A 14641-nucleotide genomic window follows, 5' to 3' on the forward strand; every position below is an offset into this window, starting at 1 on the left:
CGTTGGTGAGAAGCTAGACCTCGCGCCGTCATTTTGATATCTTATCTCTCCTGATATCAATGATAACTATCGATAATGAAAGCCACGCTCGACATCGCCACCGTCCAGGCCTTCCTGCTGGTCGCCGACCTCCAGAGCTTCACCCGCGCCGCCCAAGCGCTCGGCACGACCCAGGCGGCGGTCAGCCTCAAGCTGCAGCGGCTGGAGACGCTGCTGGCAAAGCGACTCGTCGAGCGCTCGCCACGCGCGGTCCGGCTCACCTCCGACGGCGCGGCCTTCCTCGATCGCGCCCGCGCGCTGATGGACGCACACGATCGCGCGCTATCGGCCGACGCTTCCGCGGCGAAGTCGCTCACGCTCGGCATCTCGGACCACGCGGCGGGCCCGGAACTGGTACCGCTGCTCGAGCGCCTGCACGCGATGTCGTCCAATCTCACCCTCGCCGTCACCATCGGCTTCTCGCGCGAGATGCAGGATGCCTATGATTCGGGCGAGCTGGATGCGGTGATCGTCCGCCAGGAAGGCAGCCGCCGCGGCGGCGAGAAGCTGACTGAAGACGAGTTCGGCTGGTTCGCCGGGCGACGTTTCTCACTGCCGAAGGGAGAGCCATTGCCGCTCGCGACCCTCGCCCCGCCCTGCGGCGTCCGCGCCGTCGCTGTGCGCGCGCTCGACAAGGCCGGCCTCGCCTGGCGCGAACGCTTCGTCGGCGGCGGAGTCACCGCGGTGGTTGCTGCCGCGCTCGCCGGGCTTGCGATCGCGCCATTGGCGCGGAGAATCACGCCGCCCGGGCTGGTCGACATCGGTCCTGCACACAAGCTGCCGAAGCTCGGCAGCTCGAAGGTGATGCTGCACTCGAAGGTCAGCGATCCCGCGAAACTCGCCGCGCTCCGCGCGGTGGCGGCGACGTTCCGGAGTGTGGCTTCGTAGCGCTCCGATCGTTGCCCTAGTCCACCCCGACGTACCTGCCCGCCAAGCGCCAGTAAACGAGCCCAGCCGGACAGCCGGCGAGAACAAATGCCGCGCCGAGCCAACCGATGTCCTTGAAGAGCAACGCGCAGAAAAATGCACCGACCACGACGCCAGAGCCTGCGTAGAACGTCATGGCGCGGGTGCACAGACGTTCGCCAAGCCAGATCGCAATGGCCGCCGGAACGGCCGTGAGGATACAAGTCGCGCAGAAAGTCAGCGGCACCACGAAGATAGCAGCTACCAACGTACCAACGACAGTCTGCTTCAAGCTAGGCTCAGGCGATATCACCGCTACGGCGACAAGTAGCATCGCGTCCAGTAAGGCTGTCGCGGTCAAGCATCCGTAAAACCAGCCGTCCAACGCGCGAAGATGTCTTTCTGGGATACGACACAACCTCACAAGATCGCCTCGAACGCGCTGCGCAGAGTCTCGTGGCGGAACACGAAGCCGCGGCTCAACGCCTTGTTCGGCAGCACGCGCTGGCCGCCGAGCAGGAGCTCGTCGGCAAAGCCGCCCCCGATCCGGCGGAGCAGCCCGCCGGGAATGCGGAACAGGACGGGCCGGTGCAGGCGGCGGCCGAGCTCTTCGGTGAACTTGGCGTTGGTGACGGGGATCGGCGCGGTGGCGTTGACGGGACCCGACAGATCCGGCGTCGCCATCACATAGGCGATCAGGCGGATCAGATCGTCGCGCTCGATCCAGGACATCCATTGCCGCCCGGTGCCGAGCGCGCCGCCGAGGCCGAACTCGAAGGGCGTTAGCATGCGCGTGATGAAGCCGCCTTCGGTACCGAGCACGAGGCCGATGCGCAAAAACACTACGCGCACGCCGAGCTCTTCCGCCGGCCGCGCCGCGCTCTCCCAGGCCGCGCACAGCTCGTGGCTGAAGCAGGCGTGAGATTTGGCCGATTCCGTCAGCACCTGGTCCGCCCACAGGCCGTACCAGCCGATCGCCGAGCCGCTGATCAGCACCTCCGGCTTGCGCGCGAGCCGCGCGATCAGCTTGACGACATCGCCGGTCATGTCGATGCGCGAGCCGATGATCTTCGCGCGCTTCGCGTCGGTCCACAGGCCGTTGCCGATCGGCTCACCGGCGAGATTGACGATGGCGTCGATCTGCGTGTCCGAGGCGAGCTGATCGAGGCTGGTGATCAGCGTCACCGGTGGCGGCAGCATCTCGGCTTTCACAGGGTTGCGGATCAGCGCGATGACGTGGTGCCCTGCCCCGCTGAGGCTTGCCGCAAGCCGGCTGCCGATGAAGCCGGTGGCGCCCGATATCAGCACGGTCTTGCGGCCGGCAAGATTTTCGACAAGTCCGGCCGCCGGCACGCTTCGCATGCGGGCGAGCCGCCGCATCGCGGCAAAATCCCTGAGGCCGCACAGTGCCGCGCCGAATGCGCAGGCGGTGGCGGCGATGCTGAGCAGACCCTGATAGACGACGGTCACGCCGACGGGCTGCATCGCCCAGGCAATCAGCACGGGCATCAGCAACACCAGGATGGCGCCGTAATTGATCGCGAGCAGCGTGTGATTGATGCGCTCGCTCGGCGGCAGCTTGCGGCTCAGATCCTCCTCGACGAAATCGATCGACGTGATGACGATCTCGGCGACCAGCACCGCGACGATCAGTAGCGCCAGCACGCCGTGAACCTCGAGCCAGCCGAGCACCAGGAACAGGAGCGCATAGAGCATGTTGCGGATGCCGTGCAGCTTCAGCTCGAAGCGCTGTGACGGCCGCCAGGCCAGGCGCTCGGTAAATTCGTGGTGATAGAAGGTGTCGAACACACCCATCACGATCTGGATCGCGATGAGCGTCCACAACAGCGGCGTCATGATACGGCCTCCCTGAACAGGACGGACTGATGGATCAGTGCGCCGTGACGCGGGTGAGTGACATCGAGGGTGAAGCGGAAAGCACCCTCGCCGAGATCTCGATGCGACACGATCAGTTCGCCCGGTGTCAGCCAGCGCGGCAGCGGCAACCACAGCCGTCCAAGCTGGAGGCCGTAGCCGGCGCTGCGAAAGATCAGCACCTGGTCCTCGACCGAAATGCGCAGCGCCATCGACACGCCGAAGCCGACATATTCCTCGAGCCCGGTCGGACCGGCAAAGCGCTTGGCGGAATGGATCACCTGCGGAAAGCCGCGCTTGCGCGCGCAGATGCGCGTCCAGGTCTGGCCGCCGGTCGCGCCGTCCTCGGTGACCGTGACGATCATGGGCACACCGATGTCGCGGCCGGTCGGCAATGGTCCGCCGATCAGGCGCGCAGCCTGCGCGAACCACCAGCCGAAACCGCTGAAGGCGAGTTCGTCGACCACACCGACATAGACGACGCTGTCGCCGTCGGCGACGCGTTTCGAGAAGCGCCGCCAGGTCGCCAGCGGCAAGCGGCCCCAATCCTCGTCCGACAGCAGCGCGCGGAAGCGACGGTCGTCGAGCAGTTTTGTGTGAGCGGGGGGAGGTGCGCCTAAGCCTGGTAATCGAGCCGACGTCATCGTAACCTCCTCGAGAACTATTTGGCTTTGCCCAGCGGCAGCAGGTTGGCGATCTTCTCGCCGAGCCGCATCAAGGCGACCAGCCGCGGCCGCGGCACTTTCAGCATCTGCATGAACCAGTGGTCGGCGAGCTCGGTGAACGCGAGCATCTCCTTCAGGCGCCTGGCTGCGACGGGACTGATGCCGGGATCGTCCGTGGCATCGGACACGCAGGCGCGAAGCGCCGCGATCGCCGGGTCGATCTCCCGCTCCTTGCGGCGCGCCGCGATCCTCGCGGCGATCTCCCAGATGTCGGTCTCGGCCTCGTAATGGTCGCGGCGGTCGCCCAGGATCGGCACCCGCCGGATCAGGTTCCAGGCGAGCAGTTCCTTCAGCGAGTTGGAGACGTTGGACCGTGCCATGCCGAGCGTGTCGGCGATGTCCTCGGCCGTCATCGGCGCCTCGGCGAGATAAAGCAGCCCGTGAATCTGGCTCACCGAGCGGTTCACGCCCCACTCGTCGCCCATGTCGCCCCAATGCAGGATGAAGCGCTCGACGGCGGCGGGAAGTTTCTTCTTTCCGGTTATTTCTGTCATGACAGAAATAGCTGACGAGTTTGGCCTTTTGTCAAGACGAAGCCTTGCATACGGCCCGCCAGGCCTGCCCAAAAATGTCCCAGAGAGCGGGAACCATCTCCCGGTCTTCGGCGTTTGTTCCCGTCGAGGCGGGGTCCGGGAATGGCCGAAAAGTTCAGTCAACAGAGAGACCTGTTCGAGAGCGAGCGCAGTTTCCGGCTGTTGGTTGAGGGGGTTGCCGACTACGCCCTCTACATGCTCGACCCGAACGGGACCATCACCAGCTGGAACATCGGCGGCGAACGCATCAAGGGTTATTCCCCCGAGGAAATCCTCGGCCAGCATTTTTCCCGCTTCTACACCGAGACCGACCGCGCCAATGGCAAGCCGGCACGGGCGCTCGGGATCGCGCGCGAAAAGGGCCGATACGAGGAGGAAGGCTGGCGCGTCCGCAAGGACGGCACGTTCTTCTGGGCGAGCGTCGTGATCGACCCGATCTACGAGGACGGCAGGCTGATCGGCTTCGCCAAGATCACACGCGACATCACCGAGCGCCGCAATGCCCAGCTCAAGCTCGAGGCGATGCAGAAGCAGCTGGCCGAGTCGCAGAAATTCGATGCGCTCGGGCAGCTCACCGGCGGCGTTGCCCACGACTTCAACAATCTTCTGATGATCATCGGCGGCAGCCTTCACATCCTGAAGAGGAGCGCCGCCGACGACTCCAAGCTCGAGCGCGCCATCTCGGCGATCGACACCGCGACCAAGCGCGGCGCAGCGCTGACCAACCAGCTTCTCACCTTCGCGCGGCGGCAGAGCGTCAACCCGCAGGCGATCGATTTTGCCGAACGCGTCGCGGCCATCCGCGAGGTGCTCGACGCGGGCGTCGGCAGCTCCGTGCGTCTCGCCTTCGACATCGGCTCCGACACCTGGCCGATCAAGGCCGACGTCTCCGAGCTCGAGACCGCGCTGCTCAACCTCGTCATCAATGCGCGCGACGCGATGCCGGACGGCGGCGCGGTGACGATCGGAGCGCGCAACGTCGTGCTGAACGAGGCGCCCCTCGTCGGCGATTTCGTCGCAATCGACGTCCGCGATACCGGGCTCGGAATTCCATCCGACGTTCTCGACAAGATCTTCGAGCCGTTCTTCACGACCAAGCCGATCGGAAAAGGCACGGGCCTCGGCCTTTCGCAGGTGCACGGCTTCGCCCACCAGGCCGGCGGCACGGTGAAGGTCGCAAGTGAGCTCGGCAAGGGCACGACATTCACCATCGTCCTGCCGCGCGGCACGGACGTGCCGTCGCGGGAGACGCCCGGAGCGGCGTTCCGCGGCAGCGGCACGGTGCTGCTGGTCGAGGACAATCCCGACGTCGCTCTGGTCAGCATCGGTCTTCTGGAGCAGCTCGGCTACCAGGTGCGCCGTGTCGCCGATGCCGAGGCGGCATTGCGCGAGATCGAGAGCGACGGAGTCGATTTCGTGTTCTCGGACATCGTCATGCCCGGCAAGATGGACGGCCTCAGCCTCGCCCATCACCTCCGCCGGATCCGTCCCGGCCTGCCGATCCTGCTCGCCACCGGTTACAGCGAGGTCGCCGCCGACGTGCGCGGCGATTTCCCGATCCTGCGCAAGCCCTACGAGATCCACGAGCTGAGCGAAGCGATCGCGAAACTGCCGAGGTGAGTGTTTCTTCTTCACCTCTCCGCGTAAGCGGCGGAGCTATCGCATTTGAGAGTTTTTCCCTGCGACGGGCACCGACGTTGACTAGCCTCATCCTAGGAGGCGCGGCAGCGCCGTCTCGAAGGACGAGGCGTTGCGCACAGACCGCCGCCACATCACACCGTCGGCAGCACCGAAAAGGCTTCCCCTGCCCTGCGCAAGTTCAGCTCATCCACGCTTGCCGTCTCGCTGGTGACATTGTCGACGCGCGAGGACGGCGGGCCGTGGCGGCACAGCGCGACCATGTCGGCAACGTGCGTCGGCGCGCCAGCCAACAACGCTTCCACGCTGCCGTCACGGCGGTTGCGGACCCAGCCTTCGAGGCCATACGCGGTGGCCTGCGACTCCACCCAGCCCCGGTAACCGACGCCCTGCACGCGGCCGCGGATCATGACCTGGAGAATCACCCGGCTCATGGCTTCGATCCGAGCCAATCGGCGCTGCGCGTCTTGACCGCGGCCTCGCGCGTGACGCGGGCCATCAGCTCCGCCGACGCCAGGCCCTTGAGGCTTCTTGGCGCCATGCCCTCGCGCAACGCCTTCTGCGTCTCGTAGACGGCCTGCGTCGCGGCGGCGATCGGCGCGTGGCCCTGCAGCGCGATGCGGACGCGCTGGCCCTGGAGATAGTCGAGCCCGCTCAATTCCTCCGATGCGCCGCCGAGCACGATCGGCAGGCGCGTGGCGGCGGCGATCGCCTCGAGCTCGGCGCGCGACTTGATGCCGGTGAAAAACAGCGCATCGACGCCGGCGGCCTCATAGGCCTGGGCGCGGCGCACCGCATCCTCGATCGAGGTGATCGCGGCTGCGCCCGTGCGGCCCATGATGACCAGCGAGGGATCGCTGCGGCCGCCAAGCGCCGCCTTCATCTTGCCGACGCCCTCTTCAAGCGGGATCAGCTGCGCCTTGGTCTCGCCGAATGCCGCCGGCAACAGCGTGTCCTCGATAGTGAGGCCGGCCGCGCCCGCCGTCTCCAGCTCCTGCACCGTGCGGCGCACGTTCAGCGCATTGCCGTAGCCGTGATCGGCATCGACCAGCACCGGCAGCGCAGAGGCGCGGGACATCCGCCGCATCTGCTCAGCGAGCTCGCTGAGCGTGATCAGCGTGACATCGGGATCGCCGAGCACGGCGAGCGAGGCCACCGATCCGCCGAACATGCCGAGCGGAAAGCCGAGATCCTCGGCAATACGGATCGAGATCGCGTCATAGACCGAGCCGGGATGGACGCAAGTCGTGCCCGACAGGATGGAGCGCAGTTCCTCGCGGCGGGATCGAAAGGCCATGGTGCCCTCCCAATTATTGCGACGCAGCCGCAACATACTCCGTCATTGCGAGCGAAGCGAAGCAATCCAGAGTATTTCCGCGGAGGCAGTCTGGATTGCTTCGCTGCGCTCGCAATGACGGCGTTGGTGGGGCCAGCGTGGGCCCCACTCGCACGCTTTACGCAAACTCCAGGATCAGCGCGTCCACCGCGAGCGTCGCGCCCGCGCTGGCGTGGATCTTCTTCACGGTGCCGTCCTGCTCGGCGCGCAGCACGTTCTGCATCTTCATGGCTTCGACCACCGCCAGCGTCTCGCCGGCCTTGACCTCCTGCCCCTCGCTGACCGCGATCGAGACGACGAGGCCCGGCATCGGACAGAGCAGCTTCTTGCCGCTGTCGGAGGCCGTCGTCACCGGCATCAGCCGTGCGGAGGTCGCTTCCGCCTCGGTCCAGACGTAGACCGGGACCTCGACGCCCTGATGCGCGAGACGGATGCCGTTCGGAATCGGGCGCGCCTGCACGGCAACGAGGTGACCGTCGATGGTGCCCTGCCAGACCGGATCGCCCGGCTTCCACGGCGACTGCAACAGATGCGAATTGCCGGCCTTGCCGTCGGCATCGATGAAGCGGATCGCGATCGCCTCGCCTTCGCGCGCGACCTCGAGCAGGATCTCCTGGCGGTCGAGCCAGACTGCGCGACGCCGCTCACGCTGAACGACACGGCCGCCCATCTGACCGGAGATCTGCCGCTTGCGCGCCCCCAGCACGTGATCGATCGCGGCGCCGACCGCGGCGATGCGCCGCGCGACCTCGCCTTCGGGCACGCGCACCGCAAAACCCTTGGGGAATTCTTCGGCGATGAAGCCGGTCGAGAGCCTTCCCTCGCGCCAGCGCGGATGGTGCATCAAGGCCGACAGGAACGGAATGTTGTGCCTGATGCCGTCGACATAGAACGAGTCCAGCGCGGTGGCCTGCGCCTCGATCGCCGCCGCGCGCGACGGCGCATGGGTGACGAGCTTGGCGATCATCGGATCGTAATGGATCGAGATCTCGCCGCCCTCCTGCACGCCGGTGTCGTTGCGGATGGTGATGCCGTCACGGCTGGCCTCCGCCGGCGGGCGATATTTCACTAGGCGCCCGATCGAGGGCAGGAAGTTGCGGAACGGATCTTCCGCATAGAGGCGCGATTCCACCGCCCAGCCCGTCAGCGTGACGTCCTTCTGCGCGATGGCGAGCTTCTCGCCGCTCGCCACCCGGATCATCTGCTCGACGAGATCGACGCCGGTGACGAGCTCGGTGACGGGATGCTCGACCTGGAGGCGCGTGTTCATCTCCAGGAAGTAGAAGCTCTTGTCCTGGCCTGCGACGAACTCGACGGTGCCGGCGGAATCATAGTTCACGGCCTTGGCCAGCGCGACCGCCTGCTCGCCCATCTGGCGGCGGGTGGCCTCATCGAGCAGCGGCGACGGCGCTTCCTCGATGACCTTCTGGTTGCGGCGCTGGATCGAGCATTCGCGCTCGCCGAGATAGATCACGTTGCCGTGCTTGTCGCCCAGCACCTGGATCTCGATGTGGCGGGGATCGACGATGAACTTCTCGACGAAGACGCGGTCGTCGCCGAACGAGGCCTTGGCTTCGGCCTTGGCGAGGTTGAAGCCTTCGGCGACCTCGGCCTTGGAATGGGCGATGCGCATGCCCTTGCCGCCGCCGCCGGCGGAGGCCTTGATCATGACGGGGTAGCCGATCTCGTCGGCGATGCGGACCGCGTGCTTGTCGTCCTCGATCACGCCGAGATAGCCCGGCACGGTCGAGACTTTTGCTTTTGCGGCCGCCTTCTTGGATTCAATCTTGTCGCCCATCGCCGCGATCGCGCCCGGGTTCGGGCCGATGAAGACGATGCCGGCGGCTTCCAGCGCGCGCGGAAACGCCTCGCGCTCTGACAGGAAGCCATAGCCGGGATGCACGGCCTCAGCCCCCGTCTTGCGGCAGGCCTCCACGATCTTCTCGATCACCAAATAGCTCTCGGCCGCGGCCGGCGGGCCGATCAGCACCGCCTCGTCGGCCATCTCGACGTGGAGGGCATCGCGGTCGGCCTCGGAATAGACCGCAACCGTCTGAATCCCCATCTTGCGTGCGGTCTTGATGACCCGGCAGGCGATTTCGCCGCGATTGGCGATCAGAATGCGTTTGAACATGCTTTTCTTGAGTCTCGACCTTGGGCGGGACCCTTCCCTGGCCGTTGGGGCCTTTGGGAGGGGCCGTGTGGCTCCCGTGGTACATCAAAATGGGCCGGAGGCAACGGTCTAAATCGGGCCGCCTTTGGCGTACCAGCGCAAGACCGAAATGGGCCCGGCGCGCCCGCCGTGCGGCATCCCTAGGGCTTTCCGGTCTTGGCCGCGTCCCGGACCAGGTCATGAATGAAGCCCAGTTTGCCGACCACGGCCGGCGACAGGATGAAGGGATAGAGGTCGCGCAGGCCCATCGCACGGTTGACGCTGTTCATGGCGAAGGTGAAGGGCAGCCATGCGTTGACCAGCGCCTCGACATCCCTCGCCTCGTATGGATTGAACCGGATGCGCGCGGTCAACTCCCCGTCGCGGTCGACCTTGGGACGCACTTCCATGCCGAACTCGGCGGCCATTTCCAGGGCATCGACGATGTGGAGGTAATGCGCCCAGGTCTCGGCGAAATCCTCCCAGGGATGCATCGTGGCATAGGACGAGACGTAGTTCTGCTGCCAGTCCGGCGGCGCGCCCTCGGCATAGTGGCGCTGCAGGGCCTGGCCGTAATCGGCGGTATCGTCGCCGAAGACGGCGCGGCACTGGTCGAGCCTGCCGCCATCGCGCACCAGCACATCCCAGAAATAGTGCCCGACCTCATGGCGGAAGTGCCCGAGCAGCGTCCGATAGGGCTCGCCCATCTCGAGCCGGCGACGCTCGCGCTCGATGTCGTCGGCCTCGGTCAGCGCGATCGTGATCAGGCCGTTGTCGTGGCCGGTCATGACCTTCTCGCCGCTGTGCGGATCGTCGGCGAGGAAGTTGAAGATCAGGCCATGCTCCGGATTGTCCTTTCGGGTCTGGAGCGGCAGCTTCCAGCGGATCAGGGAATAGAACAGACGGTGTTTTGCCACCTCCAGCTCGCGCCAGCCGGCGAGCTGCGCCGGATCCGAGAGGTTCGGCACCGTCCCATTGTGGCGGCAGGCGCGACAATAGCCGGTGGTATCGCCTGCATCGGTCAGCCAGTTGCAGGCATCGTACTCGGCATTCCGGCACAGCATCCGGCTTTCGCCCTTTTGGGCGAGGATCCTCCATGCCTCCCCGTCGGCCTCGATCGCCGACATGGTCTCCTTCTCCGGCAGGAAGGCGATCCGATGGCCGCAGCGTTCGCAGGCGCGGTTCTCGAAATAGAGGACGTTGCCGCAGGCCTGGCAGACAAAGAGCTTCAAGATTTATCCTCGTGGGAAAGGAACGCTTATCGGAGAGCTGGCGCCTCGCGACGACGCCTCAATCAGCCGATCGTTCCAGTATCCGGAACAAATTGCCAGACCGGACGTTGCCACCGCGTACTTCTCCACATTCGGGCATGCGCGCCCATTTCCGGGCACCACCTGCCCTCTAAACAATGGCCACGACGCCCCGTCTGTGTGAATATCGGTCCGGCACGTGCGCACCTGCATGACAACGGCCGATGCCTTGAACGATCCATTGCCCGAGACCATCGCCGCCGAAAGGCTGCGCCAGCACCTCGAAGACGTCGCGCGTGAGCGCGACAACGCCTATCGCGCGCTGCAGGAGCGCGAGGCCGAGCTGGCGCGCATCCAGCGCATCGGCAAGGTCGGCGGCGTCGAGGTCGATTTCCGCGAAGGCTTCAAGAACCGTCGCTCGCCCGAATATCTGATGATCCACGGCCTTCCGCCGGAAGCCGCCGACGAGTCGCATGAGGATTGGGTCAACCGCATCCATCCCGACGACCGCGACGCAACCGTCAAGCATTTCTTCGACGCTCTCGCGGGAACGAGCGAGGACTATAGCGCCGAATACCGCATCATCCGCCCCAGCGACGGCGAGACGCGCTGGATCCGGGTGGTCGCCAAGCTTGAGCGCGACAAGGACGGCCGCGCCATCCGGCTGGTCGGCGCCCATATCGACATGACCGACCAGGCGCTGGCGCGCGAGACGCTGCGCGAGAGCGAGGAGCGCTTCCGGCTGATCGCCGACAGCGCGCCGGTGCCGATCTGGGTCACCAAGCTCGACCGCAAGCGCTCCTTCGCCAACCAGGCCTATGTCGATTTCGTCGGCCTGCCCTACGACCAGGCCATCGACTTCGACTGGCGCAAGGTGCTGCACCCGGACGACCTGCCGCACGTGCTCCAGCAATCCGTTCAGGGCGAAGCCTCGCTGAAGCCGTTCGTGCTGGAAGCACGTTACAAGAACGCCAGCGGCGAATGGCGCTGGCTGCGCTCGGAATCGCAGCCGCGCTGGGATGCGACCGGCAAGCATATCGGCTTCATCGGCGTCGCCCACGACATCACCGTCGCCAAGCAGGCCGAGATCGAGCTCCGACAGCTCAACGAGACGCTGGAAGAGCGCATCGCCCAGCGTACCGCCGAGCTCGAAGCCAACGAGGCGCGGCTGCGCGCGATCCTGGAAACCAGCAACCAGTATCAGGGCCTGGTCAATCTCAGGGGCGAACTGGTCTACGCCAACAAGACGGCGCTTGCCGGCATCAAGGCAAATTCCGCCGATGTGATCGGAAAGCCGTTCTGGGACACGCCCTGGTTCACCGGCACCGACGGAATGAGTGCCGCCGTGCGCGAGGCCTTCGACACGGTGCTCAAAGGCGAGCCTGTGCGGCTCGAGATGCGCCTGCGCCTGCCCGTCGGCGAGCGCGATTTCGAGTTCGGGATGCGCCCCGTGCTCGACCGCCACGGCAACATCACAGGCGCGGTGCCCGAGGCCGTCGACATCACCGAGCGCCGGCGCGGCGAGGAAGCGCTGCGGCAGTCGCAGAAGATGGAGGCGATCGGCCAGCTCACCGGCGGCGTCGCGCACGACTTCAACAATCTCCTCACCATCATCCGCTCGGCAACCGACTTCCTGCGCCGGCGCGAGCTGCCGGAGGAGCGCCGTCGCCGCTATGTCGACGCCATCTCGGAGACGGTCGAACGTGCCTCCAAGCTGACCGCGCAGCTCCTGGCCTTCGCGCGCCGGCAGCCGCTGAAGCCGCAGATCTTCAACGTCGGCAGCCAGGTCGAGGGGGTGGCGCAGCTGGTTCGGCCGCTCGTCGGTGGCCGCATCGAGATCGCCGTGGACGTTCAGGATGCCGATTGCTTCACGGTGGCCGACATCGCCCAGTTCGAGGCCGCGCTGATCAACCTCGCCATCAACGCCCGCGATGCCATGGACGGCGAAGGCCGCCTCACCATCGCCGTGCGCAAGGTCGCAGGGATTCCGAGCCTGCGCGCACAATCGGCGCGCGGCGGCGACTATGTCGCGATCTCCGTCACCGACACCGGCAGCGGCATCGCGCCGGAACATCTCGAACAGATCTTCGAGCCGTTCTTCACCACCAAGGAGGTCGGCAAGGGCACCGGCCTCGGCCTCAGCCAGGCCTTCGGCTTCGCAAAGCAGTCCGAGGGCGACATTGCGGTGACGAGCACGCCGGGCAAGGGCGCGACCTTCACCATCTATCTGCCGCAGGCGAAAAGCCCCGCCACGGAGAAGGAAGCCGCGGCGCTGAGCCACGAGGCGGCCACGACCGGGCGTGGCTATCGCGTGCTCGTGGTCGAGGACGATGACGAGGTCGGCCGCTTCTCCACCGAGCTCCTGGAGGATCTCGGCTATGTCGTCCGCCGCGTCGCCAACGCGAACGCGGCGCTGGCGATCCTCGGCGAGAACGAATTCGCCGTGGACCTCGTGTTCTCCGACGTCATCATGCCCGGCATGAACGGGGTCGAGCTCGCCGGCGTCATCCGCGAGCGCTATCCGGGCCTGCCGGTCGTGCTCACCTCGGGCTACAGCAACGTGCTCGCCGAGAACGCCCATCGCGGTTTCGAGCTGATCCAGAAGCCGTATTCGGTGGAATCGCTCTCGCGCATCCTGCGCAAGGCGATCACGGAGAAGCTATCGGTGGCGAGGTAAGTGTCACATTCGCGAGCAGCCGCCGCAACTTCCGTCATTGCGAGCGCGGCGAAGCAATCCAGAATCTTTCCGCGGAGGCAGACTGGATTGCTTCCCTGCGCTCGCAATGACGACCGTGAATACCGCCGCCCCATCCAACAGACGTGAAGCTCCAAGGCGGGAACAATGATGCCGTGATATCGGTTCTTGCCGCGGCGCGTCCAGCCTCGATCGAGAATCCGATGTCCAGCGAATACCCCGATCAGGCAAGGCGGGCCGGCCGCGCCCTGGACGCGGCCAATTTCTTCCTTGCTGACGTCCGCGACGGACTCGGCCCCTATCTCGCGGTCTACCTCCTCACCGAGCAGCACTGGGACGAGGCACGCATCGGCCTCGTGATGTCGATCGCGACCATTGCCGGCATTGTGGCACAGACGCCTGCCGGTGCGCTGGTCGACGCGACGCGGGCGAAGCGGCTGGTGATGGTCATCGCTGCGGTCATGGTGACGGTGGCGTCGCTCTCGCTGCCGTTGTTTCCGGGCTTCCTGCCGGTCACGATCTCGCAAGGCATGGCCCAGGCCGCCGCCGTCGTCTTTCCGCCCGCGATTGCCGCCGTCTCCCTCGGTATCTTCGGCCATGCCGCGTTCACCCGGCGGATCGGCCGCAACGAGACCTTCAACCACGCCGGCAATGCCGTCGCAGCCGCTGTGGCGGGTATCTCTGCCTATTGCTTCGGTCCGACCGTCGTCTTCTTCCTCCTCGGCGCGATGGCGATCGCAAGCCTCCTCAGCATCGTCGCAATTCCCGCCCGCGCCATCGATCACGAGCTGGCCCGCGGGCTGCACGATGCGGGCCGAGATGCGCAGCAGGAAACGCCCTCCGGCCTCGGCGTGCTCCTGACCTGCCGCCCTCTCCTCGTCTTTGCGGTCTGTGTCCTGCTCTTCCACCTTTCCAACGCGGCGATGCTGCCGCTGGTCGGGCAGAAGCTCGCTCTCCAGGACAAGAACATCGGCACCAGCCTGATGTCGGCCTGCATCGTCGCGGCGCAATTGGTGATGGTGCCGTTTGCCATGCTGGTCGGCGCACGCGCCGACAGCTGGGGCCACAAGCGCTTCTTCCTTGCCGCCTTGTTGATCCTGCCGGTTCGCGGCGCGCTCTACACGCTCTCCGACAACCCATTCTGGCTGGTCGGCGTCCAGCTTCTCGACGGCGTCGGCGCCGGCATCTTTGGCGCGATCTTCCCGGTCATCATCGCCGACCTCATGCGCAACACCGGCCGCTTCAACGTCGCGCAGGGCGCGGTCATCACCGCCCAGAGCATTGGCGCGGCGCTGTCGACGACGCTGGCCGGCCTCATCGTGGTCGGCGCCGGCTACAGCGCGGCGTTCGTTACGCTCGGCGCCGTCGCGGCGGTCGGCGCGGTCATCTGCCTCGTCGCTTTGCCCGAGACGCGGCAAAGCGGCGACGACGACCCGCGCCCGCAGGGGAAGACAGTGGCGTCGGCTTCCGCTATCGCTGCCGAATGAATCGT

Annotated in this window: 12 protein-coding genes; 4 read left to right on the plus strand and 8 right to left on the minus strand. The window is 66.2% G+C overall.

Annotated elements, in window-relative coordinates:
• The first annotated feature begins 75 nt into the window (after nucleotides 1–75).
• On the plus strand, nucleotides 76–927 hold the full coding sequence (locus BDOA9_RS25925; protein ID WP_025036873.1) for a LysR family transcriptional regulator: 852 nt from the start codon (nucleotides 76–78) through the stop codon (nucleotides 925–927).
• Nucleotides 928–943: 16 nt separating this feature from the next.
• Here the strand turns inward: BDOA9_RS25925 and BDOA9_RS25930 are convergent, their stop codons facing one another.
• The 4 genes from BDOA9_RS25930 to BDOA9_RS25945 all read right to left on the minus strand — a co-directional run bounded on the left by BDOA9_RS25930 (nucleotide 944) and on the right by BDOA9_RS25945 (nucleotide 4039).
• Complete coding sequence (locus BDOA9_RS25930; RefSeq protein ID WP_152033474.1) at nucleotides 944–1237, minus strand: hypothetical protein; 294 nt, start codon at nucleotides 1235–1237, stop codon at nucleotides 944–946.
• 128 nt (nucleotides 1238–1365) lie between these two features.
• Nucleotides 1366–2802, minus strand: coding sequence for a TIGR01777 family oxidoreductase (locus BDOA9_RS25935; RefSeq protein WP_025036875.1), 1437 nt, complete (start codon nucleotides 2800–2802; stop codon nucleotides 1366–1368).
• A complete protein-coding gene (locus tag BDOA9_RS25940; RefSeq protein ID WP_025036876.1) occupies nucleotides 2799–3464 on the minus strand; it encodes a DUF4166 domain-containing protein in 666 nt (221 codons plus the stop codon). The genes BDOA9_RS25935 and BDOA9_RS25940 overlap by 4 nt, the downstream gene beginning before the upstream one ends.
• Nucleotides 3465–3481: 17 nt before the next feature.
• Entirely contained in the window at nucleotides 3482–4039 is a 558-nt protein-coding gene (locus BDOA9_RS25945; RefSeq protein ID WP_025036877.1) for a GbsR/MarR family transcriptional regulator, read from the minus strand.
• 141 nt (nucleotides 4040–4180) lie between these two features.
• Here BDOA9_RS25945 and BDOA9_RS25950 point away from each other — a divergent pair, with 141 nt between their 5' ends.
• A complete protein-coding gene (locus BDOA9_RS25950; protein WP_025036878.1) occupies nucleotides 4181–5698 on the plus strand; it encodes a PAS domain-containing sensor histidine kinase in 1518 nt (505 codons plus the stop codon).
• Between the two features lie 152 nt (nucleotides 5699–5850).
• On the opposite strand, the gene BDOA9_RS25955 is transcribed toward BDOA9_RS25950, so the two are convergent.
• The 4 genes from BDOA9_RS25955 to BDOA9_RS25970 all read right to left on the minus strand — a co-directional run bounded on the left by BDOA9_RS25955 (nucleotide 5851) and on the right by BDOA9_RS25970 (nucleotide 10436).
• The gene (locus BDOA9_RS25955) at nucleotides 5851–6150 is read right to left on the minus strand and encodes an acylphosphatase (RefSeq protein WP_025036879.1); all 300 of its coding nucleotides are present in this window, start codon (nucleotides 6148–6150) and stop codon (nucleotides 5851–5853) included.
• On the minus strand, nucleotides 6147–7013 hold the full coding sequence (locus tag BDOA9_RS25960) for an isocitrate lyase/PEP mutase family protein (RefSeq protein ID WP_025036880.1): 867 nt from the start codon (nucleotides 7011–7013) through the stop codon (nucleotides 6147–6149). Before BDOA9_RS25960 ends, BDOA9_RS25955 begins: the two co-directional genes overlap by 4 nt.
• Before the next feature lie 157 nt (nucleotides 7014–7170).
• Nucleotides 7171–9186 carry an acetyl-CoA carboxylase biotin carboxylase subunit gene (locus BDOA9_RS25965; protein WP_025036881.1) on the minus strand — a complete coding sequence of 672 codons (2016 nt, stop codon included), beginning with the start codon at nucleotides 9184–9186 and terminating at the stop codon, nucleotides 7171–7173.
• A gap of 179 nt (nucleotides 9187–9365) precedes the next feature.
• Nucleotides 9366–10436, minus strand: coding sequence for a zinc-binding metallopeptidase family protein (locus BDOA9_RS25970; RefSeq protein ID WP_025036882.1), 1071 nt, complete (start codon nucleotides 10434–10436; stop codon nucleotides 9366–9368).
• 217 nt (nucleotides 10437–10653) lie between these two features.
• Here BDOA9_RS25970 and BDOA9_RS25975 point away from each other — a divergent pair, with 217 nt between their 5' ends.
• Entirely contained in the window at nucleotides 10654–13131 is a 2478-nt protein-coding gene (locus BDOA9_RS25975; RefSeq protein ID WP_025036883.1) for a hybrid sensor histidine kinase/response regulator, read from the plus strand.
• 221 nt (nucleotides 13132–13352) lie between these two features.
• Nucleotides 13353–14636 carry an MFS transporter gene (locus tag BDOA9_RS25980; RefSeq protein WP_025036884.1) on the plus strand — a complete coding sequence of 428 codons (1284 nt, stop codon included), beginning with the start codon at nucleotides 13353–13355 and terminating at the stop codon, nucleotides 14634–14636.
• Nucleotides 14637–14641: the final 5 nt, after the last annotated feature.

The organism is Bradyrhizobium sp. DOA9 (assembly GCF_000617845.2).
Taxonomy (GTDB): domain Bacteria; phylum Pseudomonadota; class Alphaproteobacteria; order Rhizobiales; family Xanthobacteraceae; genus Bradyrhizobium.